General features: G+C 65.8%; 21 protein-coding genes. 7 read left to right on the top strand and 14 right to left on the bottom strand.

Going from position 1 to position 21615, the window contains the following annotated elements; all coding sequences use genetic code 11:
• Positions 1-309: 309 nt before the first annotated feature.
• The 6 genes from HH308_RS07095 to hsaA all read right to left on the bottom strand — a co-directional run bounded on the left by HH308_RS07095 (position 310) and on the right by hsaA (position 6286).
• Positions 310-1455 (bottom strand): sulfotransferase family protein, encoded by a 1146-nt coding sequence (locus HH308_RS07095; RefSeq protein ID WP_170193470.1) that lies wholly within the window; start codon positions 1453-1455, stop codon positions 310-312.
• Positions 1448-2227, bottom strand: a complete 780-nt coding sequence (locus HH308_RS07090) for an SDR family oxidoreductase (protein ID WP_170193469.1) — start codon at positions 2225-2227, stop codon at positions 1448-1450. Before HH308_RS07090 ends, HH308_RS07095 begins: the two co-directional genes overlap by 8 nt.
• 38 nt (positions 2228-2265) lie before the next feature.
• The gene (locus HH308_RS07085) at positions 2266-3483 is read right to left on the bottom strand and encodes a hypothetical protein (RefSeq protein ID WP_312870437.1); all 1218 of its coding nucleotides are present in this window, start codon (positions 3481-3483) and stop codon (positions 2266-2268) included.
• Positions 3474-4079 (bottom strand): 3-hydroxy-9,10-secoandrosta-1,3,5(10)-triene-9,17-dione monooxygenase reductase subunit, encoded by a 606-nt coding sequence (hsaB, locus tag HH308_RS07080; protein ID WP_170193468.1) that lies wholly within the window; start codon positions 4077-4079, stop codon positions 3474-3476. The genes HH308_RS07085 and hsaB overlap by 10 nt, the downstream gene beginning before the upstream one ends.
• Positions 4076-4996, bottom strand: a complete 921-nt coding sequence (gene hsaC, locus HH308_RS07075; RefSeq protein WP_170193467.1) for an iron-dependent extradiol dioxygenase HsaC — start codon at positions 4994-4996, stop codon at positions 4076-4078. Before hsaC ends, hsaB begins: the two co-directional genes overlap by 4 nt.
• Positions 4997-5095: 99 nt before the next feature.
• Positions 5096-6286 (bottom strand): 3-hydroxy-9,10-secoandrosta-1,3,5(10)-triene-9,17-dione monooxygenase oxygenase subunit, encoded by a 1191-nt coding sequence (gene hsaA, locus HH308_RS07070; protein ID WP_170193466.1) that lies wholly within the window; start codon positions 6284-6286, stop codon positions 5096-5098.
• Between the two features lie 251 nt (positions 6287-6537).
• Between hsaA and HH308_RS07065 the strand changes: the two genes are divergently transcribed.
• On the top strand, positions 6538-7707 hold the full coding sequence (locus HH308_RS07065; protein ID WP_170193465.1) for a 3-ketosteroid-9-alpha-monooxygenase, oxygenase component: 1170 nt from the start codon (positions 6538-6540) through the stop codon (positions 7705-7707).
• A gap of 2 nt (positions 7708-7709) precedes the next feature.
• Positions 7710-8075 (top strand): hypothetical protein, encoded by a 366-nt coding sequence (locus tag HH308_RS07060; protein ID WP_170193464.1) that lies wholly within the window; start codon positions 7710-7712, stop codon positions 8073-8075.
• A gap of 8 nt (positions 8076-8083) precedes the next feature.
• Here the strand turns inward: HH308_RS07060 and HH308_RS07055 are convergent, their stop codons facing one another.
• The 4 genes from HH308_RS07055 to HH308_RS07040 form a co-directional block, all read right to left on the bottom strand.
• On the bottom strand, positions 8084-8977 hold the full coding sequence (locus HH308_RS07055; RefSeq protein ID WP_170193463.1) for a DoxX family protein: 894 nt from the start codon (positions 8975-8977) through the stop codon (positions 8084-8086).
• Positions 8978-9053: 76 nt separating this feature from the next.
• On the bottom strand, positions 9054-9563 hold the full coding sequence (locus HH308_RS07050) for a hypothetical protein (protein WP_170193462.1): 510 nt from the start codon (positions 9561-9563) through the stop codon (positions 9054-9056).
• Positions 9564-9576: 13 nt separating this feature from the next.
• On the bottom strand, positions 9577-10296 hold the full coding sequence (locus HH308_RS07045) for a DJ-1/PfpI family protein (protein WP_170193461.1): 720 nt from the start codon (positions 10294-10296) through the stop codon (positions 9577-9579).
• Positions 10297-10314: 18 nt separating this feature from the next.
• Complete coding sequence (locus HH308_RS07040; protein WP_170193460.1) at positions 10315-11292, bottom strand: GlxA family transcriptional regulator; 978 nt, start codon at positions 11290-11292, stop codon at positions 10315-10317.
• Between the two features lie 261 nt (positions 11293-11553).
• Here HH308_RS07040 and HH308_RS07035 point away from each other — a divergent pair, with 261 nt between their 5' ends.
• Together HH308_RS07035 and HH308_RS07030 are read left to right on the top strand one after the other, a co-directional pair.
• A complete protein-coding gene (locus tag HH308_RS07035) occupies positions 11554-12354 on the top strand; it encodes a VOC family protein (protein WP_170193459.1) in 801 nt (266 codons plus the stop codon).
• A gap of 10 nt (positions 12355-12364) precedes the next feature.
• Complete coding sequence (locus HH308_RS07030) at positions 12365-13285, top strand: class I SAM-dependent methyltransferase (RefSeq protein ID WP_312870436.1); 921 nt, start codon at positions 12365-12367, stop codon at positions 13283-13285.
• 502 nt (positions 13286-13787) lie between these two features.
• Here the strand turns inward: HH308_RS07030 and metA are convergent.
• Positions 13788-14702: a homoserine O-acetyltransferase MetA gene (gene metA / locus HH308_RS07025; protein WP_170193458.1), complete on the bottom strand. Its 915-nt coding sequence runs from the start codon at positions 14700-14702 to the stop codon at positions 13788-13790.
• 101 nt (positions 14703-14803) lie between these two features.
• Between metA and HH308_RS07020 the strand changes: the two genes are divergently transcribed.
• Positions 14804-15727, top strand: a complete 924-nt coding sequence (locus tag HH308_RS07020; protein WP_170193457.1) for a cytochrome c oxidase assembly protein — start codon at positions 14804-14806, stop codon at positions 15725-15727.
• 8 nt (positions 15728-15735) lie between these two features.
• Here the strand turns inward: HH308_RS07020 and dmpG are convergent, their stop codons facing one another.
• The 3 genes from dmpG to HH308_RS07005 form a co-directional block, all read right to left on the bottom strand.
• Complete coding sequence (gene dmpG / locus HH308_RS07015) at positions 15736-16788, bottom strand: 4-hydroxy-2-oxovalerate aldolase (protein ID WP_170193493.1); 1053 nt, start codon at positions 16786-16788, stop codon at positions 15736-15738.
• Between the two features lie 18 nt (positions 16789-16806).
• The gene (locus tag HH308_RS07010; RefSeq protein ID WP_170193456.1) at positions 16807-17706 is read right to left on the bottom strand and encodes an acetaldehyde dehydrogenase (acetylating); all 900 of its coding nucleotides are present in this window, start codon (positions 17704-17706) and stop codon (positions 16807-16809) included.
• A gap of 306 nt (positions 17707-18012) precedes the next feature.
• Positions 18013-18801: a 2-keto-4-pentenoate hydratase gene (locus tag HH308_RS07005; RefSeq protein ID WP_170193455.1), complete on the bottom strand. Its 789-nt coding sequence runs from the start codon at positions 18799-18801 to the stop codon at positions 18013-18015.
• A gap of 159 nt (positions 18802-18960) precedes the next feature.
• On the opposite strand from HH308_RS07005, the gene kstD reads away from it, so the two are divergent.
• Complete coding sequence (kstD, locus tag HH308_RS07000; RefSeq protein WP_170193454.1) at positions 18961-20730, top strand: 3-oxosteroid 1-dehydrogenase; 1770 nt, start codon at positions 18961-18963, stop codon at positions 20728-20730.
• Between the two features lie 3 nt (positions 20731-20733).
• On the top strand, positions 20734-21591 hold the full coding sequence (chsH3, locus tag HH308_RS06995) for an enoyl-CoA hydratase ChsH3 (RefSeq protein ID WP_170193453.1): 858 nt from the start codon (positions 20734-20736) through the stop codon (positions 21589-21591).
• Positions 21592-21615 lie beyond the last annotated feature (24 nt).

The raw sequence follows: 21615 nt of genomic DNA, 5'->3' as shown, positions 1-21615 counted from the left end.
TCGCACTCCAACCCGTGGAGCACTACACACTCGCCACCGGCGAAGCGATCGCGCCCCACACGGAGACTCAACCACCCTACCAGACACGCTCACACCCTCCAAATCACTGTGGACCGGAGTTCATGGCTCGCTGCGGTGCGTTGAATAAGTTACGCAACGATGACGCGTACACCAAATCCGCACGTCACCGTGTTCATTAGCGAATGAATACGCAGGTCAGCCTGATACGCATGTGCCACTTTCGCTCACCGAGACGACAAACGAACTCAAGTGATGTGGGACACATTCAGATTGCAGCCTCAGAACCCGCTATCGAGCAAACGCTTCGGCGACCATCTCGGCGGTCAGCCCGTAGTCGCTGAGCTCATAACGGTGCTGCGGTTTACGGTCACCGCTGCGGCTCTCCCGGTCGAGTCGCTCCATCTCGGCGCGGGCGGCCGGCGACACCGTCGATCCCACTGCCTCGTAGACCCGCTCGACCGTGCCGAACGGATCATTGCGCAGGTCGGCGAAGTCGACGTCGACGAACTGCGCGGGATCGTATCGAGAGCGCGCCTCGTCGTACGTCTTCAAACCACGCGACCACAACTCGAGCTGCGCCCGGCCGACGACGTCCCCGGTGAACTTCGTCGACCACCCCGGCGTCGCCTGTTCGGCGAGACTGCACATCGAAGCGATGATCGTCTCCGGGGCACGGTGTGTTTGCACCACAACGGCGTCGGGATAGGTCGCCATCAGCGCGTCGAGCGCGAACAGGTGGCTCGGGTTCTTGAGCACCCATCGTTTGTCTGGCTCATTCAAGCCGATGAGCTGCAAGTTTCGGCGATGTCGGGCGTATGCGGGCGTCCAGTCCTGCTCGGCCAGCCACTGCGAGTAGGTCGGCAGGTAGGCCAGCGACTCATACGAGATCGACATGACGTTCTGCCGCAGCAACTGCCAGCATTCTTCGACTTCGGCGGCATCCATGTAGTGCACCCCCATGAACTCGGGGTTCTCGACGTGGTGTTTCTCGAAGCCGGCATTGATCTGCTGGTAGACGGGGTTATCCACCCAGGTGTCGCGCGGTGGCCGCGGCTGAGGAAACTCCGCCAGCCACATCTGGAGCCCCTGGTGCATCGGGTCCGCGGTCAGCAGTCTGTGCAGGGCCGTCGTTCCGGTGCGCGGAAGGCCGGTCACGAAGATCGGCCTGGCGACTTCGACGTCGACGTAGAAGGGATTGGCCTTCCACGACGCCTCGCTCAGCAACCGCGCGACGAGCGCGCCCTTGAGGAAGTAGCGAAACATCTTGGACCCCACCGGGGTGAGTTCCGCATCGTCGCGGTACGCGTCGAGCAGAATCCCCAGTGGTTCGCGATAGTCGTCGTCGCCGAAGTCTGTCAATCCCGTTGTGCGCGTGGCAGCTTCATGGAGTTCGTCGACTGTACCGACCGAGGTCCGGACACTGAGGTCAGTCATGGTATTCACCGCAGTTCACGTCGAGGGTATGGCCGGTGATCGCACTCGCCATCGACGACGCCAGGAACACCACGGCGTCGGCGATTTCGTCTGGCTCGGGCAGGCGGTTGAGGTCGGACTTACTCGCGGTCTGCTCGTAGACCTGTTCGGGCGTGATCCCGTATTTCTTGGCCACTTCCGCGAAGTACCACTTGAGCTGGTCGTCCCAGATATACCCGGGGGCGACGCTGTTGACGCGAATCCCTTTGTCACCCAACTCAGTTGCCAACGACTGCGACATGGCCAACAGTGCCGACTTGGTGAGCTTGTAGCTGCCGTAGCGCGGTTCGGAATGCCGGATGACCATCGAGTTGATGTTGACGATGGCGCCCCTGCGCTCCGACAGCGCGTCGGTGAACGCCTTGATCACCCGCAGCGTGCCGAGCACCGTCAGATCGATGCTTGTGGCGATCTGATCGAAATCGGTGCGCGCCAACGGTCTCATCGACGGCAGCGCGAACGCGTTGTTGACCACCACGTCGACCTGACCGAATTCCTCGATCGTCCGCGCGACGAGATCGTCGACCGCGGCGTCGTCGGTGATGTCGGTGGGTACCACCAACGTCTTTTCCCCGATCGCCTGTACCTCGGCGGCGATGTCGACCAGACGTGACTCGGTGCGCGCCGCGAGAACCACGGTCGCACCCGCCGCGGCCGAGCGCAGACAGATCGAGCGTCCCAGGCCAGGGCCGACGCCCGAGACCACGACCACCTTGTCGGACAGGATTCCCACGCAAGTTCCTTTCAGTATGGCCTACGGCGACGCTTGGCTCAGCCGAGCATGCGCCAGGCAAATGCCCGCTGCCGCACAGTGATTCGGTCCCGCCACCCAGCCTCGTCGATGACATTGTCGGCGTAGTACGGCAAGTGGGCGGCGACGTCGCCGACGTCGATCACCTGCGCGGTGGGGCCGAGTTCGGGTCCGATCGCGTCGTCGGTGCGCTGCCAGCGGAATTGGAGGATCCCCCGGCGTCGGCCCGTCGTCTCGATCCAGTTGGTCACGCCGGGATTGTCCTTGGACACGACCAGCCGGATCATGCCGTCCGGATCCACTTGCGCCTGAGCCGAATTGAGGCTGGTCTGGTGGTTGACGTAGTCGAGGGAGATGTACCACATGCTGCCCAATTGGAAACCCTGATAGGGCGCAGTCGACTTGGGCACGGTGATGATCATCGCCTCGCCATCGGCGAGTTGGTAGTGGCCCACCGACGAGTATTGAGTGGCCAGGCCACCGGGCGTGCGACGGGGCGCGGTAAAGGAGTTGACCGGCTCGTCGAGGTAGAACCATTTCGGAAAGTTGAACCAGGTGTGCACCCGCGCGGTCAGCATCTTCGCCGCAATCGCATACCGTTTGGCCATCCGCGCGACGTCCGGCTCAACGGGAGCGGTGCCGACGGTGTCGACGCGTTCGATGGTGACCGAGCCCTTGATCTCACTGTGCCAGTCGCCGTAGACCTCGCGTACCGCGAGCATCGACGCGCCGTCGCCGAGTGCGAAGTAGTTCGGCGGCGGGTCATCGAGTGCCGGACCGAACGTCAGTTCATACGTCCCGTCGTCGGCGATGTCGAGGCGACGGTCGTCGAACGCGTCGTCGCCGCCCGGCACCGCGCTGGGAGTGTAATCACCGCGCAGCACCTGAAAGCTCAGATCGACTGTGCTGCCGCGTATTCCGCGCACCACATAGGTGGCGTCGGGCTCGACGGTGGCGTGGTAGTAAAGCGTGTCGGGATTATCGAGGCCCATTTTGGCGTACGGACCGGTCGACGTGACGAAGTACGGATGGGATTTGCTGTGTGCACGCGAGAGTTGCAGGATCGCCGACACGGACCCCGCGAGATAGTCGTATCCCTCGGCCAGGTCGGCGTCGGTATCGATGAATTCCGCTGAGGCGATGAGCTTTTCGGCTTCGGCGACGGCCGCGGTGAACGGTGCGGTCAGCAAGGGCCGCGGCCCGTCGGCCGCAGCGGATTCGGCGTCGGTCACAGCCACGTGTCGCCTCCGGTATAGGTGAGGAAGTTTTCCAGCTCGGCCTGCGCCGGAGTGACCCGGGGATGCTCGGTGGACAGATACCCGCCGCGGTAGAAGAGCAGCGGTTTGTCTTGCAGCACTTCGCCGAGAGTCAGCGCGCGGCCCACGACGATGTAGTGGTCTCCGGCGTCGACGACGTTGTCGACATCGCATTCCACCCAGGTGAGACTATGCCGGATGACGGGCAGACCCGCCGGCGACGGATCCCACACAATGGAACGAAACTTGTCGTCACCCGGCGCACCGAACGTCGCCGAGACGTCTTGCTGGCGGTGCGAGAGCACATTGACGACGAACTTTCCGTTCGCTTCGATCACCGGCCAACTGCGCGAGGTCTTCATCGGGCAGAACAGCACCAGCGGCGGATCCAAGGAGAGGGCCGCAAAGGATTGGCAGGCGAACCCGGCCGGGTTCGCGTCGGCGTCGATGGTGGTGATCACGGTGATCCCGCTGCAGAATTGGCCCATGGCGGTGCGGAACTGTCGTGAGTCGAAATCGGTTGTGCCGTATGGCCCTCCCGCGACGCCGGAGGGCCGCGGCTGGCCCGCGGTACTCATCGGCCCGTGAATCCGATGGAGAAGTCGTGGCCCCACAGGCTGACCGCGGTCGATTCGCGGGCAATCCAGTCGTTGTCGTCGACTGTGCGTCCCTCACAACCGAATTCGACGTCGAATCCCCCGGGGGTCTTCATGTAGAACGACAACATCAGGTCGTTGACATGGCGTCCCAGCGTCGCCGACATCGGCACCTTCTTGCGCAACGCACGGTCATGCGCCAGCCCGACGTCGTCGGAGTTCTCCACCTCCACCATGAGGTGCACGATTCCGGTGCTGTTGGGGATCGGTAGGAATGCCAGCGAGTGGTGGCGCGGGTTGCACCCGAGGAAGCGCAGCCACGGTGGCTCGTCCCCTTCTTCGCGACCCACCAGCTGCGGCGGTAGCTTCATCGAGTCGCGCAGCCGGAATCCGAGGACGTCGCGGTAGAATTCGAGGGTCGCCTGGTCGTCGCTGGTGGTGAGTACGACGTGGCCGAGACCCTGCTCGCCGGTGACGAACCTGTGCCCGTACGGGCTGACGATGCGCCGATGTTGAAGTGCCGCACCGTGAAACGCTTCCAAGACATTGCCGGTGGGGTCGGCGAACACGACCAGTTCGTCGACGCACCGGTCGGCCCGCTCCTGCGCCGTACCCTCGCGATACTCGACGCCCGCCGCGGCAAGGCGATCCCGAACCTCTTGCAGCCCAGCGGCATTCGCGGTCTCCCAGCCCGAGCAGGCGAGATGATCGCGATCCGACGGCACAATCACCAACCGTGCCGGGAAGTCGTCCATCCGAAGGTACAGTGCGCCTTCGGTTTTGCCCGTTCCCTCGATCATGCCGAGCACCTTGAGACCATAGTCCCGCCAGGCGGCCACGTCGGTGGCGTCGATCCGCATGTAGCCGAGGGACCGGATGGGTCCGAATTCTGAAGTCATCGAAGCTGTTTCCTCATCGGGGCTGAAAGAAATTCCGTCGCTGCACGTCTCGTGTCCGGTCGCGGCGGGATCGTGGTGTCCGGCCGATCGCGGAGCCGGTCAGACCATCGTGTCACCGATCGGAATTCCGAACTCGCCGTTGCCATATGCCACATACGCGCGCTCGGCGTCGTTGGCGGCATGGACGCGCCCGGCGTGTGCGTCGCGCCAGAATCGCTGGATGGGTGTGCCGTTCTCCAGTGCGTGCGCGCCGGAGTTCTCGAAGAGCCGGTCGATCGCCGAGATCGAGCGGCCGGTGGCGCGCACCTGATCGCGACGCGCCGCGAGCCGCAGTTCCATCGGCACTTCTTCGCCCGCGACGATGAGGTCGTATTCGTCTTGCAGGTTGCCCGAGAGCTGCCGCCATGCGGCATCGATGTCGCTGGCCGCCTCAGCGATACGCACCTTGGCGAACGGATCGTCCTTCGCCTTCTCACCCGCGTAGGCGGCACGGACGCGCTTGCCTTGGTGCTCCACGTGCGCTTTGTACGCGCCGTACGCCATGCCCACGATCGGCGCCGAGATGGTGCTGGGATGAATTGTGCCCCAAGGCATTTTGTACACCGGCGCGGTGTTCTGCGCGAGGCCTGGCGCCGCGCCGGCGCTCATCGTGCGAAACGACAGCATCCGATGGCTCGGCACGAAGGCGTCCTTGACCTCGATGGTGTTGGAGCTGGTGCCGCGCAGACCGACGACGTTCCACACGTCCTTGATGTTGTAGTCCGAGCGCGGGATGAGGAAGCTGACGAAGTCGACCGGCTTGCCGTCTTTGAAGACCGGACCGCCGACGACCACCCAGTCGGCGAGGTTGCTGCCCGACGACCACGCCCAGGAACCGTTGACCTTGTAGCCGCCGTCGACCACTTCGCCCATGCCCATCGGCGCGTACGACGAGGAGATGCGCACCGACGGGTCGTCGCCCCATACGTCTTCCTGCGCTTGCTGATCGAACAGGGCGAGGTGCCAGTTGTGGATGCCGACGATGCCCGACACCCAACCGGTGGATCCGCACGCGGTGCCGATGCGTCGCACGGCCTCATAGAAGGTGACCGGGTCGACCTGGTAGCCGCCCCACTGTTCGGGCTGCATGAGCTTGAAGAAGCCTGCGTCGTCGAGTGCCGCCGCGGTCTCGTCGGATACTTTGCGGTTGTCCTCGGTCTCTTGCGTGCGCTGTTCGATCTCCGGCAGCAGCGCGTTGATCTTCTCCAGAACAGCCTGACCCTGCTCCGAGGCACTCACGAATTCGGACATCCGTTTGGCTCCTTGTCCTAGCCTTGTACGGCGCGTGGGTGCGCCACATCTTCTCGCGCCAGCGAACTGGCATGAGGCCAGATTAGAACACGTTCTCATTTCTGTCGAGCAGTCGGTCAAATCGCTGGTTATCGGCCTGACGCAGCGCAATCTCGGGAATCTCGAACACGTTGGCTACCCAATTTCTGTAACGTGTTCTAGTATTGAGCCAGCGAACTCGATCAGTTCCGTTCACACCAGGGAGACTTTCGATGACAGCCAGCAACGCATCCGACATCCGCGAGATCGACACCGGCACTCCGCCGACCCGATTCGCTCGCGGATGGCACTGCCTGGGTCTCGTCGGCGACTTCAACGACGGCAAACCGCACTCGATCGAGGCCTTCGGCACCAAACTGGTCGCGTGGACCGACACCGCCGGCGAGTTCCACGTACTCGACGCCTACTGCCGGCACATGGGCGGCGATCTCAGCCAAGGTGTCCTGCGCGGCGACAACGTCGCGTGCCCGTTCCACGGTTGGCAGTGGAAGGGCAACGGCCGCTGCGGTTCGGTGCCCTACGCCAAGCGACAGCCTAAGCTCGCCAAGACCCGCACGTGGCCGACGATGGTTCGCAACGGACAGGTGTTCGTCTACAACGATCCCGAGGGCAATCCGCCTGGAGAAGACGTCATCATTCCCGCACTCGACGAGTTCGGCACCGACGAGTGGACCGGGTGGACCTGGAACCAGATCGTCATCGAAGGATCCAACTGCCGCGAGATCATCGACAACGTGGTCGACATGGCGCATTTCTTCTATGTGCACTACGCACTGCCGGACTACTTCAAGAACGTCTTCGAGGGCGAGACCGCAGCGCAGTACATGAATTCGCACGGCCGTCCCGACGTCGGCATATCGTCGTCGTACGGCGACACCCGGCTCGAGTCGATCGCGGCATATTACGGACCGTCGTACATGCTCAACCCGATGGTCCAGTACTACGGCGGGTACGCCGTCGAGACCATCCTCACCAACTGCCACTACCCGATCGATGCGAATTCGTTCGTCCTGATGTACGGGGTGATGGCCAAGGTTCCCGAAGGCCTGACCACCGAGCAAGCCGCCAAGATGGCAGCGAAGATCACCAAGGGCGTCGAGATCGGTTTCCTGCAGGACGTCGAGATCTGGAAGCGTAAGACCCGCATCGACAATCCGCTGCTCGTCGAAGAGGACGGTCCGGTGTATCAGTTGCGGCGCTGGTACGAGCAGTTCTACGTCGACGTCGACGACGTCACCGAGGAGATGACGGGCCGCTACGAATACGAGATCGACACCGAAAAGGCTCTGGAGAACTGGAATATCGAAGTCCAGGAGAACCTGGCCCGGCAGGCCGAGGAACGGGCCGCGCAGGAAGCGGCCGCCGCGACGGCCGAGGTCTGACAATGACCCCGGCAAGCGGGTGGGCCAAAGCACCCGACTACGCCGCCGACCCGGACCGCCTCGCCGCCCTCACGTCGGCGACGGCCCGCGACCGCCGGCACTACCTGTGCGGTGGCATGCGCGAAATCGAGTGTCGCGCATGCCATTCGACGCTGCTGGTCAAGAAGACCGGCCCGCATCAGACCAGTGTGCAGTGGAACGCCGCCGCACGCGCACAATGCCCCGAGTTCGACCAGGTGCGGCGCGACGGCGGCAACCCCGCGATGCTGCCGACTTGCCCCCGATTGTCGGCGAGCATCGACCATGCGGTGGCCGAGGGGATTCTGCCCCGCGAGTCACCGGCGGCGGATCCCGATGGGTACTGGTGAGCTTCTAGTCAGCGGTTCGCTACCGCCTCGCGCACGTTGCGCACCCGATCGGCCACCACCGGAACAGCGCGCTCCTTGAAGTTCTCCGACGCCGTGTGTGCCCGGTCGGCTACCACCGGCGCGTAGCGACGCGTCGTGTCCGCCGCCGACGCCGCAACCTCCGGTGCCCGCTGCGCGACCTCGTGCGCGACGACGTCGAATCGCTCGCCCGCGGCTTTCGCCAACTCCGATGCTCGTTTCGCTGCCGTCGACGCCGCGTCGGACACCACCGGAGACGCGGTGGCCACCGCATCCTCCCACCGGTGGGCCGCGACCTTGCCGGCCGCCGACAGTCGATCCGCGGCTTGCGCGGCGAAGTCCTCGGCATTCGACGCCCAGTCGTGGGCACGGTCGCTCACCTCCGACGTCGTCGAGTCGGACGGAATGATCGCCGAAACCGCGCCGGACACCTGGTCGGATACCCGTTCGGCCGCCCGCTTGGTGCGCCAGACAACGCCCGGGCGCCCTTCGGTGTCGAATCCTGCGATGAGCAGCCCACCGAGCAGCGCGACATTCTGCAGGAAATGAGTCAGTGCCTCGTCCCGGGCCGCGGGGTCGGTCTCGTTCCAGAACGGGTACTCGACGTATGTGGTCGGTACCAGCGACCCGGCCAATGTGAGGGATGCCACCCTGGGTAGCTTCCCGGTCGCCAGCAGGACGCCGCCCGCCAGTTGCACACCCGCGTTGATGCGGACCCAGGCCTGCGGATCCTGCGGTACCGCGGGAGAATCAGGCAGCACGTCGGTCGCCTTATCCACCAACGGCGCGGCGGCCGCCGCGGTGCTCTCTGAATTGCGAAGTGTGCGATATCCGCCGTAGATGAAGATCGAGCCCAACAACGGTCGTGCAATTCGCCGAATCATGAGTGGTGTCACCTTCCTCGCTCCTCTGCGTCCGGACGACGCAGTGCAGGAGGGGTATACCCAGCCGCGAGCGGGGTTAAACCTTCGCCTCGCCGGTGAGGTACGTCGCGGCACTCACCCCGACCACCGCACACACGCCTGCCACGACGATCGTCCCGATCAGCCCCCAGCCGGGCCGCAGCACCGACGATCCGCCGCCGAGCGCGTCGTTGACCGCGGCGTCGAACAGCTTTGACTCGAGAGACCAGACGGTGAGCATGGCCCAGATCGCCGTCGCGAGGGCGACGATCGCGGCCACAGCAGAGGCCACCCGGTGCAATTCTGTTCGCCACCAAGATAATACGGCGGAGATGGCGATCACGATGCCCAGCACCAGACTCACCAGACCCGGTCGCCCGGTGTGGGCTTGGAGGAAGGCGACGTCGTCGGCGGTGAGTCCCCGTACCGAGACCTTGCCCAGGCCGGTGACAGTCGGCTGCACGCCCTGCGTCCCGACGCCCCACGTCGCGAAGGCGAGGCCGAACAGCACGAGCCCGCCGACGAGAAGGATCGGTGGACACCATTTTCGGAGGTCGGTCGTGCGCACGGACTCCAGGGTGTCACACGCCTACGCCTTCGGTGACCTTCGCGACCGCCCGATCCCATGCCATCCGTGCGCCGGCCGTCAGTACGTCCGGCGACTTGACGATGTCGCCGGTCATCATCGCCGTCGCCGACGCCTTGGTCGCGACGGATGCCTTAGACATGTGGCCCGAATCGAACGGCGGCTGCGGGTCGTACTCGACGAGAAGCTGCACCGCTTTCGCTTTGGCCTCCCCCGCGATCTCACCGGTCAGCCACAACGCCAGATCGAGGCCGGCCGACACCCCCGCGGCCGTCACGACCGTGCCCTCCCGCACGATGCGTTCGTCGGCCACCGCCGTCACCCCGAATGCCCTCAGCGCAGGCAAGGCGATCCAGTGCGACGTCGCGCGTTTGCCGTCGAGCAGCCCGGCTGCCGCCAACACCACCGACCCCGAGCACACCGACGTCGTCCACGACGCTCGCGGCGACACCTCGCGCAGCCACCCCAGCACCGCCTCGTCGCGGGCGGCCGGTGCCGTTCCCGGACCGCCCGGAACCAACACGACGTCGGGTTCCGACGTCTCGTCGAAGGTGTGCGTCGCGCCGATCAACAGCACGCCCGAGTCGGCGCGAACGGGCCCCGTCTCCTTCCACACGAAGCGGACTTCGGCGTCGGGCAATTGGCGCAGAATCTCGTACGGCCCGATGAAGTCGAGCGCGGTGAAATCGGGATAGACGACGATGGCGATCTGCATGTGCTGCTCCTCGGAGATTCAAGCGAAGGTCTTGCGGTACTGGTCGGGTGACACACCAACGCGCCGGACGAAGTTGCGGCGCAACGACTCCGCCGACCCGAATCCGCATCGGGCGGCGATCACCGAGACGGTGTCCTCGGTCTCGGTGAGCTGACGGCGTGCCGCGCCGGTCCGGATGCGCTCGACGTAGACGCCCGGCGATTCGCCCACCTCGCCGGTGAATAGTCGCGTGAAATGGCGCGCACTCATCCCCGCATGCCCGGCCAGGGACGCGACGCTATGCGCTGCACCGGGATTCGACTCGATCAAATGTTGGACATCGCGAATGGGAGCGCGCCTGGCGCGCGGCATCCAGACCGGCGGCGCGAACTGCGTTTGGCCACCGGACCGGCGAAGGGAAAGAACCAGTCCACGTGCCACGGTCTGCGCGACGCGGGTACCGTAATCATCCTCGACCAGGGCCAGGCACAGGTCGATGCCCGCGCTCACCCCCGCCGAGGTCCACACGCGTTCAGAACTGCGCACGAAGATCGGGTCGGGATCGACGTCGACCGCGGGGAACTCATCGGCCATCCGCCCCGCCCACGCCCAATGTGTCGTCGCCGTGCACCCGTCGAGGAGTCCGGCCTGCGCGGCGATGAATGATCCCGTACAGACGGTGACGACGCGTCGCGCCGACGACCGCCGCAGCCAGCAGATCAGTTCCGACGTGCCACGCGCGGCGTCCATGCCGTATCCACCGGGAATGATGACCGTGTCGATCGGTTCAGCGACGTCGGACAGCGACGCCGCGGCGAACTCCAGCCCCCGCCCAGCGGACACGGCGCCGCCGTCGATGCTTGCCAACGTGATCGAGTATCCGCCGGTTGCGGCACGGCCTGTACGCGCGGCGTCGACGTCGAGGCGCAACGTCGCCCCCGACAGCACATCGAACGGCCCGACGACGTCAAGCGCCTGCACGCCCGGATACCCGACGATGACCACGTTCTTCTTCACATCACCCAGTCTCAGGCCCGGATCGCGTGACGTCCAGGACACCTACCCCACAGATCAGGCCATCGTGGGCGACCGACAAGTCGGCCCGCACCGATCCGACGATGCGGTCGCGTAAGCCGCCACCGATAACAGCGATGCGTGCACTCCTGCCGCCTTCCCGGGGCAGACTTACGGTGTCCGCAAATCATCGGTTCGTCCACGATGACTTCTGTCCGCCTGCCCAGTCTGTACTCGTGATCGCCCACTTCGAAAGGACCTCCAATGCCTGACTACATCGCCGCGACCGGCGCGCCCGTCTGGTTCGACCTGATGAGCTCCGACCCCGCGCGTGCCGCAACGTTCTACGGCGACCTGTTCGGTTGGGAGGCAACCGAACCCGCCGCGGAGTTCGGCGGCTACCAAAACTTCTCGGCCAACGGCCGCCTCGTCGCCGGACTGGCGCCGCCGATGGACCCGACCGGCCCCGCCGACGTCTGGTCGGTCTACTTCAAGGCCGACGACGCGGCCGCAGCGGTCGAGACCGCCGCCGCAGCGGGCGCCACCGTCATCGTCCCCGCGATGCCCGTCGGGGATCTCGGTGTGATGGCCGTCCTCGCCGACCCGGCAGGCGCCGCGTACGGATTCTGGCAGCCCGGCACCCACGCCGGTTTCACCGAACGCGGCACCCACGGCACCCCCTACTGGTTCGACGAGATGAGCATGGACTACCCGGCGTCGACGGCGTTCTACCAGCAGACCCTGGGCTGGCGGCTCAACGAGGTCGGCACCGGCGGCGACCCGGATTCCGTTGGCCCCGACCACTATTCGGAGGTCTTCCCAGCCGGGTCGGAGGAGAGCGTCGCCGGCATCATGGCCGCGGCCGGGATGTTCGGCGACGGCCACCCCTCGTTCTGGCAGGTCTACATCACCGTCGACGACGTCGCGGCCACCCTTGCCAAGGTGACCGAACTCGGCGGCGAGGTCTTGATGCCCGGCGAGGAGACGCCGTGGGGCACGCTGGCGTCCTTCAAGGACCCGATGGGTGCCGCGATCTGTCTCGGCAAGCCGCCGGCCGGTATGTAGCGTCATCGCCATGGTCAACGAGCAGATGCGGCAGAACTGGACTCAGGGCGCGGCCGGTTGGGTGGAGAACGAGCAGATCTTCGACTTCACCTACCAGCCGGTCACGTCTGCCGTCGTCGCCGCCGCAGCACTCGCTCCTGGCCAACGGGTCCTCGACATCGGTTGTGGCACAGGAACTCTGCTCCTCGCCGCGATCGACGTCGGGGCCGTCCCGGTCGGCGTCGACATTTCGCCGGTGATGGTCGCCGCCGCATCGGCCCGCGTGCCCGACGCGACCGTCGGCATCGCTGACGCGCAGACCGACGACCTCCTGGCGATCGCCCCGGGCCCGACCTTCGATCGAGTCGTCTCCCGATACGGCGTCATGTTCTTCGACGACCCGACTGCCGCGTTCACGAACATCCGCAGCGCCTGCACGCCCGGCGCCCGGCTCAGTTTCGCGTGCTGGCGTGACGTGAGCGAGAACCCGACGTTCACGTTGGGCACCACCACACTGCTCGACCTGATGACCGATCCGCCGCCGACGCCCGGTCCCCGTGCGCCGGGTCCGATGGCCTTCGCCGAGCCGAGCTACGTCCACGAATTCCTCGGTGCCGCAGGTTGGTCCGACGTCGACGTGGCACCGCTGGACTTCGACTGTTTCTACAGCGAGGACGGCGACGGCGTCGAAGAACGCCTGACGATCGTTCTCGGGCTGGCATCGGGTCGTGTCGCTGCGGCGCAGTTGCGCCCGCGACTCGGCGAGGAGGGTTGGGCGGCCCTGCTCGACGACCTTCGAGCCGAGTTGCGCACCCACGTCGTCGACGGCAAGGCTTGCGCATCCGGGCGCGTGCTGGCTGGTCACCGCTCGGGCATGACGGTCGGCTACGACGCGCCCACTCCCCTGTCGACCGAGCCTCGATCACCGATGGCAGGCCCCTCCGCTGGTTGAGCCTCGATCACCGACGGCAGGCCCCTCCGCTGGTTGAGCGTCGATCACCGACGGCGGGCCCCTCCGTTGGTTGAGCCTGGTTTCACCGGTCCGGGCACTGCATCTGCTGGTTGAGCCGCGAGGAGCGCTAGCGACGAGCGTGTCGAAACCCCTGTACCACAATGCATTTGATGTCAGCGCACTTGTCGAACTGTGATGGTATCGGACATCGAGGCGTGTGCACCCGTAGGGTGCACACGCCTCGATTGCCGGGTGTCATCGCCGATGTTGGCGCGCATCATCGAAAGTCGTTGTGGCTGAGAGGTTTCGACACGGACTCGGCTAGCGCCTCGCTCAGCACGGCGCTCGTCCGGCTCAACCAGCAGAGGGGCGCTTCGGCCGGTAGATCCAGGCTCAACCAAGGCTCAACCAGGCTCAACCAGCGGAGGGGGTGCCATCGGCGGATCCAGGCTCAACCAGCGAAAATGGGTCCACCATCGGTGAATCCATGCCGAGCAGTCGGCTACGTCCCGCTCTGCTCGAACGGAACCCGTTGATATACACAATGATTCAACCAGTTCGCGTATAGCAGCACACCGTGGCTGCGCCAGTTCAGGACGGGAGTTCGGGTCTCGTCGTGGTGGGGGTAGTAGTTCGCGGGCATCGCGGTTCCCAGCCCTGCGTCGCGATCGCGTCGATACTCGCGCGACAACGTGTCGCGGTCGTACTCGGGATGCCCGGTGATGAACACCTGCCGGTTGTCGGGGGTCGCGGCGAGCAGAACGCCTGCCTCGTCGCTCGTCGCGAGGATGTCGACGGCCCCGGTCGCGGCGATGTCGGCAGCGTGGACGTCGGTGTGCCGCGAGTGCGGCGCCCGGAAGCGCTCGTCGAAGCCGCGCAGCAGTGCGGAGTCGGGCCGCAGTACCCGATGGTCGAAGACACCCGAAAGCTTCTGCGGCAGTTCATACTTCGGCACGCCGTAGTGGCGGTAGAGGGCCGCCTGCGCACCCCAGCAGATGTGAATCGTCGAGTAGACGTGCTCCCGGCTCCAGTCCAGGATCTGCGTCATCTCCGGCCAATAGTCGACGGCTTCGAAGTCGAGCAGCTCGATGGGTGCACCGGTGACCACCATGCCGTCGAAGTAACGATCCTCGACGTCGGCGAAGGTGGCGTAGAACGCCTCGAGGTGTTCGGGCGCGGTGTTGCGCGACGCGTGGCTGGCCATGTGCAGCAACGTCACCTCGACCTGCAGCGGGGTGCTGCCGAGGACACGCAGCAGTTGCGTCTCGGTCGCCTCTTTGGTGGGCATCAGATTCAGGATCGCGATGCGCATCGGCCGGATGTCCTGGGATCGCGCCCTCTCGTCGGACATCACGAAGATGCCCTCGTCTTCGAGGATCGCGCGGGCGGGGAGATCCCGCGGAATGTTCACCGGCATGGGTTCGATTCTGCCACTTTGCCAGGTTGTCCCCGCGCAGCGGTCACCCATCGGCGCCGGACTCAGCGATTCCACAGCCGACGCGCGCGACAATCCGTCAGGTGTCCGCCGTCCCCGCTCTGCCGCCACTGACGTTTTCCTCCGCGCTGAGCAGCTGGCGCGCCGACCCGGCGACACTCGTCGCGGTCCTCGTCGTCGCGGCGGCGTATCTGTATCTCCGACGCCGGTCCGACGTCGGGCGGGGTCCGGCAGCGGTGTTCCTCGGCCTCGGCTGCGGCGTGTGGTTGCTGTCTGGAATCAGCTTCGTCGGCGTTTACTCCGACACCCTGTTCTGGGTTCGAGCGCTGCAAGTCGTGATGCTGCTGATGATCGCGCCGTTCGGGTTGGCGCTGGGCAAACCACTGACGGTGCTGGCTGCCCAACCGAGCTGGGGCCAGTACGTCGACGCTGCGCTGCACAGTCGGTTCGGCCGGATCATGACGTCGCCACCGGTGACCTCCGCGATATTGCTCGTCACCCCGTGGCTCATCTATCTCACCGGTTGGTATCCGGCGCTGCTGGGCAACTCCCTGCTCGACGCCGTGACCCGGTTCTGGCTGATCATCGCAGGTTTCGGCTACTTCTATGTCCGGCTGCAGATCGATCCGGTGCCGCGCCGTTTCTCACCGGCATTGTCGTTGTTGATCAGCGCGGGCGAGGCGATCGGCGACGGCGTGCTCGGCATCGTCCTGTGGCAGGGGCCGCTGGTCGCGGCCGCCCACTACGAGGCACTCAACCGGACGTGGGGGCCGAGCATCCGCACCGATCAGACCATCGGTGCGGGTGTGCTCTGGATCCTCGGCGACGTCGTCGGGCTGCCGTTTCTGCTGGTGCTGTTCCGGCATTTTACCGACGACGATCGCCGACGCGCGAAAGACGTTGATGCGCAGTTGGATTCGACGGACGACGCAGACGACACGGAAGCCCCGCCGTCGGCGCTGTGGTGGCAGAACGACGAACAGTTCCAGCAGAGGTTCAAACGGTAGGGGCCGACTCAGATCCCCGCGTCGGCGTCGGCCTTCTTCTTCAGTTCCAGCGCGATGTCGATCAGCTGGTCCTCCTGTCCGCCGACGAGTTTGCGTGATCCCGCTTCGAGCAGGATGTCCGCCGCCGAGACTCCGTACTTCTCCGCGTGCGACTCGGCGTGCTTGAGGAACGAGCTGTAGCAGCCCGCGTAGCCCATCATCATGGCCGGGCGGTCGACGAGACACTCGGTCGGCATCACCGGGCGGACGACGTCCTGCGCGGCGTCGGCGATCTTCATGAAGTCGATGCCGGTCTTGATGCCGAGCTTGTCGGCGACGCCGACGAAAGCCTCGGTGGGCGTATTGCCCGCGCCGGCTCCGAATCTGCGGATCGATCCGTCGATCTGTTGGGCGCCCGCGCGCACCGCGAGCACCGAGTTGGCGATCGCGATGTCGAGGTTCTCGTGCCCGTGGAAGCCGATCTGGGCGTCGTCGCCGAGTTCGGCCCGCAGCGCCGAGACACGGTCGGAGACCTGCTCGAGGACGAGCGCACCCGCGGAGTCGACGACGTAGACGCACTGGCATCCGGCGTCGGCCATGATGCGTGCCTGTTTGGCGAGCACCTCCGGCGGCTGGCTGTGGCTCATCATCAGGAAGCCGACGGTTTCCAAACCCAGGTCGCGGGCCAGGCCGAAGTGCTGGATGGAGACGTCGGCCTCGGTGCAGTGCGTCGCGATGCGACAGATCTCGCCACCGTTGTCCTGCGCGGCGCGGATGTCGTCTTTGGTCCCGAGTCCGGGAAGCATCAGGAATGCGATCTTGGCACGCTTGGCGGTCTCGGCGGCAGCCCTGATCAGTTGCTGTTCGGGGGTTTTCGAGAAGCCGTAGTTGAACGACGACCCGCCGAGGCCGTCACCGTGGGTGACCTCGATGACCGGGACACCCGATTCATCAAGTGCGGCAACGATATTTCGAACGTCGTCCTCGGTGAACTGGTGACGCTTGTGATGCGAGCCGTCGCGCAGCGACGAGTCGGTGATACGGATGTCGAGTCGGTCGGAGAACGGTCGGGCGTCGGCCATCAAATCGGTGCTCACTGCTCAGACTCCCAACTTCTGCTTGGCGATTTCCTCGCCGACCTTGGTGGCCGCCGCGGTCATGATGTCGAGGTTGCCCGCATATGGGGGGAGATAGTCGCCGGCGCCTTCTACCTCGACGAAGATCGACACGCGCGCGTGCCCGCCGTTGATGACGCTCGGGGCGTCGAACTGCGGGTCCTGCAGGAGCCGGTAGCCGGGCACGTACTGCTGAATCTCCCTGCACCGCTTGTGAATCGACTCGGCGATCGCATCGGTGTCGGAGTCGGCCGGGATCGCGCAGAAGATGGTGTCGCGCATGATCATCGGCGGGTCGGCCGGGTTGAGGATGATGATGGCTTTGCCCCTGTCGGCACCGCCGATCGTCTCGATGCCCTTCGACGTCGTCTTGGTGAATTCGTCGATGTTGGCGCGCGTGCCCGGCCCTGCGGACTTCGACGCCACCGATGCGACGATCTCCGCGTACGGTACTGGCACCACCGACGACACGGCGTGCACCATCGGGATGGTGGCCTGGCCGCCGCAGGTGATCATGTTGGTGTTCGGTGCGTCGAGGTGTTCACGCAGGTTGGCCGGCGGAACCACCGCTGGCCCGACGGCGGCGGGCGTCAGGTCGATGGCGGTGATGCCCGCGGCCTCGTATTTCGGTGCGTACTCACGGTGCACGTACGCCGACGTCGCCTCGAAAATGAGGTCGGGCCGCTCGGCGGAACCGAGCAGTTCGTCTGCGCCACCGCTCATGGTGATCAGCCCGTGGTCGGCTGCGCGCTTCATTCCGTCACTGTCGGCGTCGATGCCGACCATCCAGCGCGGCGCGATCACGTCGGAACGTTCCAACTTGTACATCAGGTCGGTGCCGATGTTGCCGGATCCGATGATGGCGGCGGTCAATTTGCCTGCCACGTTTCCTCCTTCGAATTGTGCATTGTGTCCTCGTCGACGCCGGTCGAGCGTCGGATGCCGGGTGGCTTTCGCGCTGGTCGATGGTTGCCGCGGGTCGGGGTGGGGTGTTCGGCCTACGGGGTTTCGACTCGGGGCTTCGCTAGCGCTTCGCCCCGGCTCAACCAGCGGTGGGTGGGGCGGGGTGGCGGGCAAGTGGTGGCCGGCGGAGCTGGGCGGGATGGGGCGGCGGGCAACCGGGCCGGCGGGGTGGGGTGGGGTGGGGTGGGGTGGCTCGCAGGCAAGTGGTGGCCGGCGGGCGGCGCCGTCTCACACGAAATCAAGCGTCACGCTCCCCAATCCGTCGAACTCCGCGACGAAATGGTCGCCGGAGTCGATATCGATGGCTCGCGTCGCGGTGCCCGGCAGAATGACATCTCCCTTGCGCAGCCGGACGCCGAAGCTCGACACCGTATTCGCCAACCACGACACCGCGGTCAACGGGTGACCGAGCACCGCGGACGAATTGCCCTGCGCGACAACCTCTCCGTTGCGGTGCAGTCGGGCGTCGATGTTTCCGGTGTCGATGTCGGCGAGGGCGATGCGCTGCTCACCGAGGATCCATCCGCACGACGACGCGTTGTCGGCGATGGTGTCGGGCAGCGTGATCTTCCAGTCTTTGATGCGCGAGTCGATGAGTTCGATCGACGGGACCACGTATTCGATCGCGGCGATCACGTCGTCGCGGGTGCAACCGTCGCCGGGCAGGTCGTCGCCGAGGATGAAACCCACCTCGACCTCCACCCGCGGGTAGCACAGTCGCGACCGGTCGATCGGGGTGTTCTCGAAGTACTGCATGTCGTCGAGCAGATGTCCGTAGTCTGGCTGGTCGACATTCATCATCTTCTGCATGGCCTCCGACGCGAGGCCCACCTTGTGGCCGGCGATCTTCGCGCCCGCGTCGAGTCTGCGTCGGATGTTGATGAGCTGGATCTCGTATGCGTCGACCGCGTCGAGGTCGGGATGCGCCGCCGTCGGCGGATCGATGGCGACCGCGGTTGCCTCGGCGCCGGCGAGTTCTGCGGCGAGCTGTGCGCGGATGGTGTCGCTGACTGCCATCGACTGCCACCTTTCTGTGGGCGGGGAATTTGGTATAGCCTTACGGACAACGGCAATTCTATAACGTGTTCTAGTTTTTCGGAACCTCTCCGCCACTGACCGGGACACGGCGCCGACAGCTCGCGAGCGAGCCCACACGCAACAGGAAGGCGAAACCCGATGACCAGCCCAAATGATGCCGAATCCACCTCGACAGACACCGAAACCGTCGACGTCGTGGTGGTCGGCGCGGGCGCGGCGGGCCTGTCCGCCGCGCTCACCGCAGCGACCCAAGGCCTCAAGACGGTTCTGATCGAGAAGTCGCCGTACTGGGGCGGCTCGACGTCGCGCTCCGGTGGCGGCGTGTGGATCCCGAACAATTCGGTACTCAAGCGCGACGGCGTCGACGACACCGTCGCCAAGGCGCGCGAATATGTGCATGCGATCATCGGCGAGTACGCCGCGCCGGACAAGATCGACGCCTACATCGACCGCGGCCCGGAGGCCCTCGACTACCTGATGGCACATTCGCCGCTGGAGCTCGAGTGGGTCAAGAACTACTCCGACTACTACCCAGAGGCACCGGGTGGCCGGCTGGGCGGGCGCTCGGTCGAGCCCAAGCCGTTCGACGCGCGCAAGCTCGGCGACCACCTGCAGAATCTGCACCCGCAGTACACCAAGGCGCCGCTGAATATGGTTGTGCTGCAAAGTGATTACAAGTGGCTCAACGTCGGCATGCGCCATCCGCGCGGCATCGGCAAGCTCGTCAAGGTCGCCGCGCGATTCACCTGGGCCAAATCGCGCAATAAGAAGCTCATCGCGATGGGCGCGGCCTTGGCCGCCGAACTCTACCTCGGAGTACTCGACGCCGGCGTCGACGTGCGATTCGAGAGCCCGCTTGTCGACCTGATCACCGACGACGGCGCGGTGCGGGGCGTCATCGTCGAGCACGACGGCGAGCGGCAGGAGATTCGCGCCCGCCACGGCGTGATCCTCGGATCGGGTGGCTTCGAGCACAATGCGCAGATGCGCCGGCAGTACCAGCGCCACCCGATCGGCACCGAATGGACCACCGGCGCGGCGTCGAACACCGGCGACGGCATCAATGCGGGCCTTCGCGCCGGTGCGTCGGTCTCGCTGATGGACGACGCCTGGTGGGGCCCGACGATTCCGCTCCCCCGCGGCCCGTGGTTCGCACTGTCCGAACGATCGGTGCCCGGCACGTTCATCGTCAACGAACGCGGCGAACGATTCATGAACGAGTCGCTGCCCTACGTCGAGGCCGTCCACCAGATGTACGGCGGCGACTTCGGTCAGGGCGAGGGCCCGGGCGAGAACGTGCCCGGCTGGATGATCATGGATCAACGATGCCGCAACCGCTACCTGTTCTGTGGCATCAACGCGCGTGCGCCGCTGCCGAAGAGCTGGCTGAAGGCGGGTGTGATTGTGAAGGCTGAGTCGCTGGCGGCGCTGGCCGAGCAGATCGGGGTGCCCGCCGACACGCTCGCGGCCACCACCGCACGGTTCAACGAGTTCGCCCGCACGGGCGTCGACGAGGACTTCGGTCGCGGCAACAGCGGCTACGACCACTACTACGGCGATCCGACCAACAAGCCCAATCCGAGCCTCGGCCCGGTCGAGCGCGGGCCGTTCTACGCGGTCAAGATGGTGCCCGGCGACCTCGGCACCAAAGGCGGCATCGACACCGACGCCACCGGTCGCGCGCTGCGCGGCGACGGCTCGGTGATCGACGGCCTCTACGCCGCCGGCAACACCAGCGCACCGGTGATGGGTCACACCTACGCCGGTCCCGGAGCAACCATCGGTCCCGCAATGGTTTTCGGCTATCTGGCCGCACTCGACACCGCCGCGCGCGCCAAGGCACCGGATTCGTCGGGCGACGGCTCGACGGCGTCGACCACCACCGCATCCACCAGCACCGGAGCCTGACTCATGCCCATCGATCCCAGCATCGCCGTCGGCGCCGAGCTGCCCGAGGTGAGCTTCTCCTGGACGGCGAGCGACGTCGCCCTCTACAACCTCGCCGTCGGCGCGGCCGCGGACCCGATGAACGAGGCCGCACTCGACTACATCGACGACGTCGCCCCGAAGGTGCTGCCGAGCTTCGCCACCGTCGCCGCCACCTTCCACGTCACCGAGGCGCCGAAGGTGTCGTTCCCCGGCATCGACATCGATCTCGCGAAAGTGGTTCACGGTTCACAAGAGGTCGTCGCGCACCGTCGGATCCCGGCGTCGGGTACCGCCACGACGCGATCTCGAGTGGTAGAAGTGCAGGACAAGGGTTCGGCCGCGGTCGTCATCTCGGAGAAGGTGACCTCCGACGCCGACGGCCCGCTGTGGACCGAGCGCTCGTCGATCTTCGCCAAGGGCGAGGGCGGATTCGGCGGCGAACGCGGAGCGTCGACGCGCGTCAGCTATCCCGATCGAACCGCCGACCATCGCATCGAAATACCCACGCACGCCAACCAGGCCCTCCTGTACCGGCTGTGCGGCGACCGCAATCCGCTGCATTCGAGCCCCGCGTTCGCGAAGGCCGCCGGATTCCCCCGCCCGATCCTGCACGGATTGTGTTCCTACGGGCTGGTCTGCCGGGCACTCGCCGACGAGCTCTTCGACGGCGACGTGACCCGAATCGGCGGCTACGCTGCGACATTCGCGGGCATCGTGTTCCCCGGTGAGACATTGATCGTCGACGTCTGGGATGAGGACTCGCAGTTGAAGATGACGGCGTCGATCCTCCAGCGCGACGGCGCACCCGCGCTGGGCAACGTGGTGGCGACTCGCGCCTGAGCCTCGTACGACGAGCGACGGTAT

Origin of the sequence: Gordonia asplenii (genome assembly GCF_012933505.1) — a bacterium.
In the GTDB taxonomy this organism is placed as follows: Bacteria; Actinomycetota; Actinomycetes; order Mycobacteriales; family Mycobacteriaceae; genus Gordonia; species Gordonia asplenii.
The sequence above is the reverse complement of the archived record's forward strand: the minus strand, read 5'-3'. Positions and strand labels throughout refer to the sequence as shown.

What these genes read in the sequence shown, in the direction of transcription:
- HH308_RS07065 (WP_170193465.1), top strand. Translation starts at nt 6,538, where the DNA reads ATGACAGCCAGCAACGCATCCGACATCCGCGAGATCGACACCGGCACT.
- HH308_RS07045 (WP_170193461.1), bottom strand. Translation starts at nt 10,296, where the DNA reads ATGCAGATCGCCATCGTCGTCTATCCCGATTTCACCGCGCTCGACTTC.
- hsaA (WP_170193466.1), bottom strand. Translation starts at nt 6,286, where the DNA reads ATGTCCGAATTCGTGAGTGCCTCGGAGCAGGGTCAGGCTGTTCTGGAG.
- chsH3 (WP_170193453.1), top strand. Translation starts at nt 20,734, where the DNA reads ATGCCCATCGATCCCAGCATCGCCGTCGGCGCCGAGCTGCCCGAGGTG.
- HH308_RS07055 (WP_170193463.1), bottom strand. Translation starts at nt 8,977, where the DNA reads ATGATTCGGCGAATTGCACGACCGTTGTTGGGCTCGATCTTCATCTAC.
- metA (WP_170193458.1), bottom strand. Translation starts at nt 14,702, where the DNA reads ATGCCGGTGAACATTCCGCGGGATCTCCCCGCCCGCGCGATCCTCGAA.
- HH308_RS07035 (WP_170193459.1), top strand. Translation starts at nt 11,554, where the DNA reads ATGCCTGACTACATCGCCGCGACCGGCGCGCCCGTCTGGTTCGACCTG.
- hsaC (WP_170193467.1), bottom strand. Translation starts at nt 4,996, where the DNA reads ATGACTTCAGAATTCGGACCCATCCGGTCCCTCGGCTACATGCGGATC.
- hsaB (WP_170193468.1), bottom strand. Translation starts at nt 4,079, where the DNA reads ATGAGTACCGCGGGCCAGCCGCGGCCCTCCGGCGTCGCGGGAGGGCCA.
- dmpG (WP_170193493.1), bottom strand. Translation starts at nt 16,788, where the DNA reads ATGGCCGACGCCCGACCGTTCTCCGACCGACTCGACATCCGTATCACC.
- HH308_RS07030 (WP_312870436.1), top strand. Translation starts at nt 12,365, where the DNA reads ATGGTCAACGAGCAGATGCGGCAGAACTGGACTCAGGGCGCGGCCGGT.
- HH308_RS07005 (WP_170193455.1), bottom strand. Translation starts at nt 18,801, where the DNA reads ATGGCAGTCAGCGACACCATCCGCGCACAGCTCGCCGCAGAACTCGCC.
- kstD (WP_170193454.1), top strand. Translation starts at nt 18,961, where the DNA reads ATGACCAGCCCAAATGATGCCGAATCCACCTCGACAGACACCGAAACC.
- HH308_RS07095 (WP_170193470.1), bottom strand. Translation starts at nt 1,455, where the DNA reads ATGACTGACCTCAGTGTCCGGACCTCGGTCGGTACAGTCGACGAACTC.
- HH308_RS07060 (WP_170193464.1), top strand. Translation starts at nt 7,710, where the DNA reads ATGACCCCGGCAAGCGGGTGGGCCAAAGCACCCGACTACGCCGCCGAC.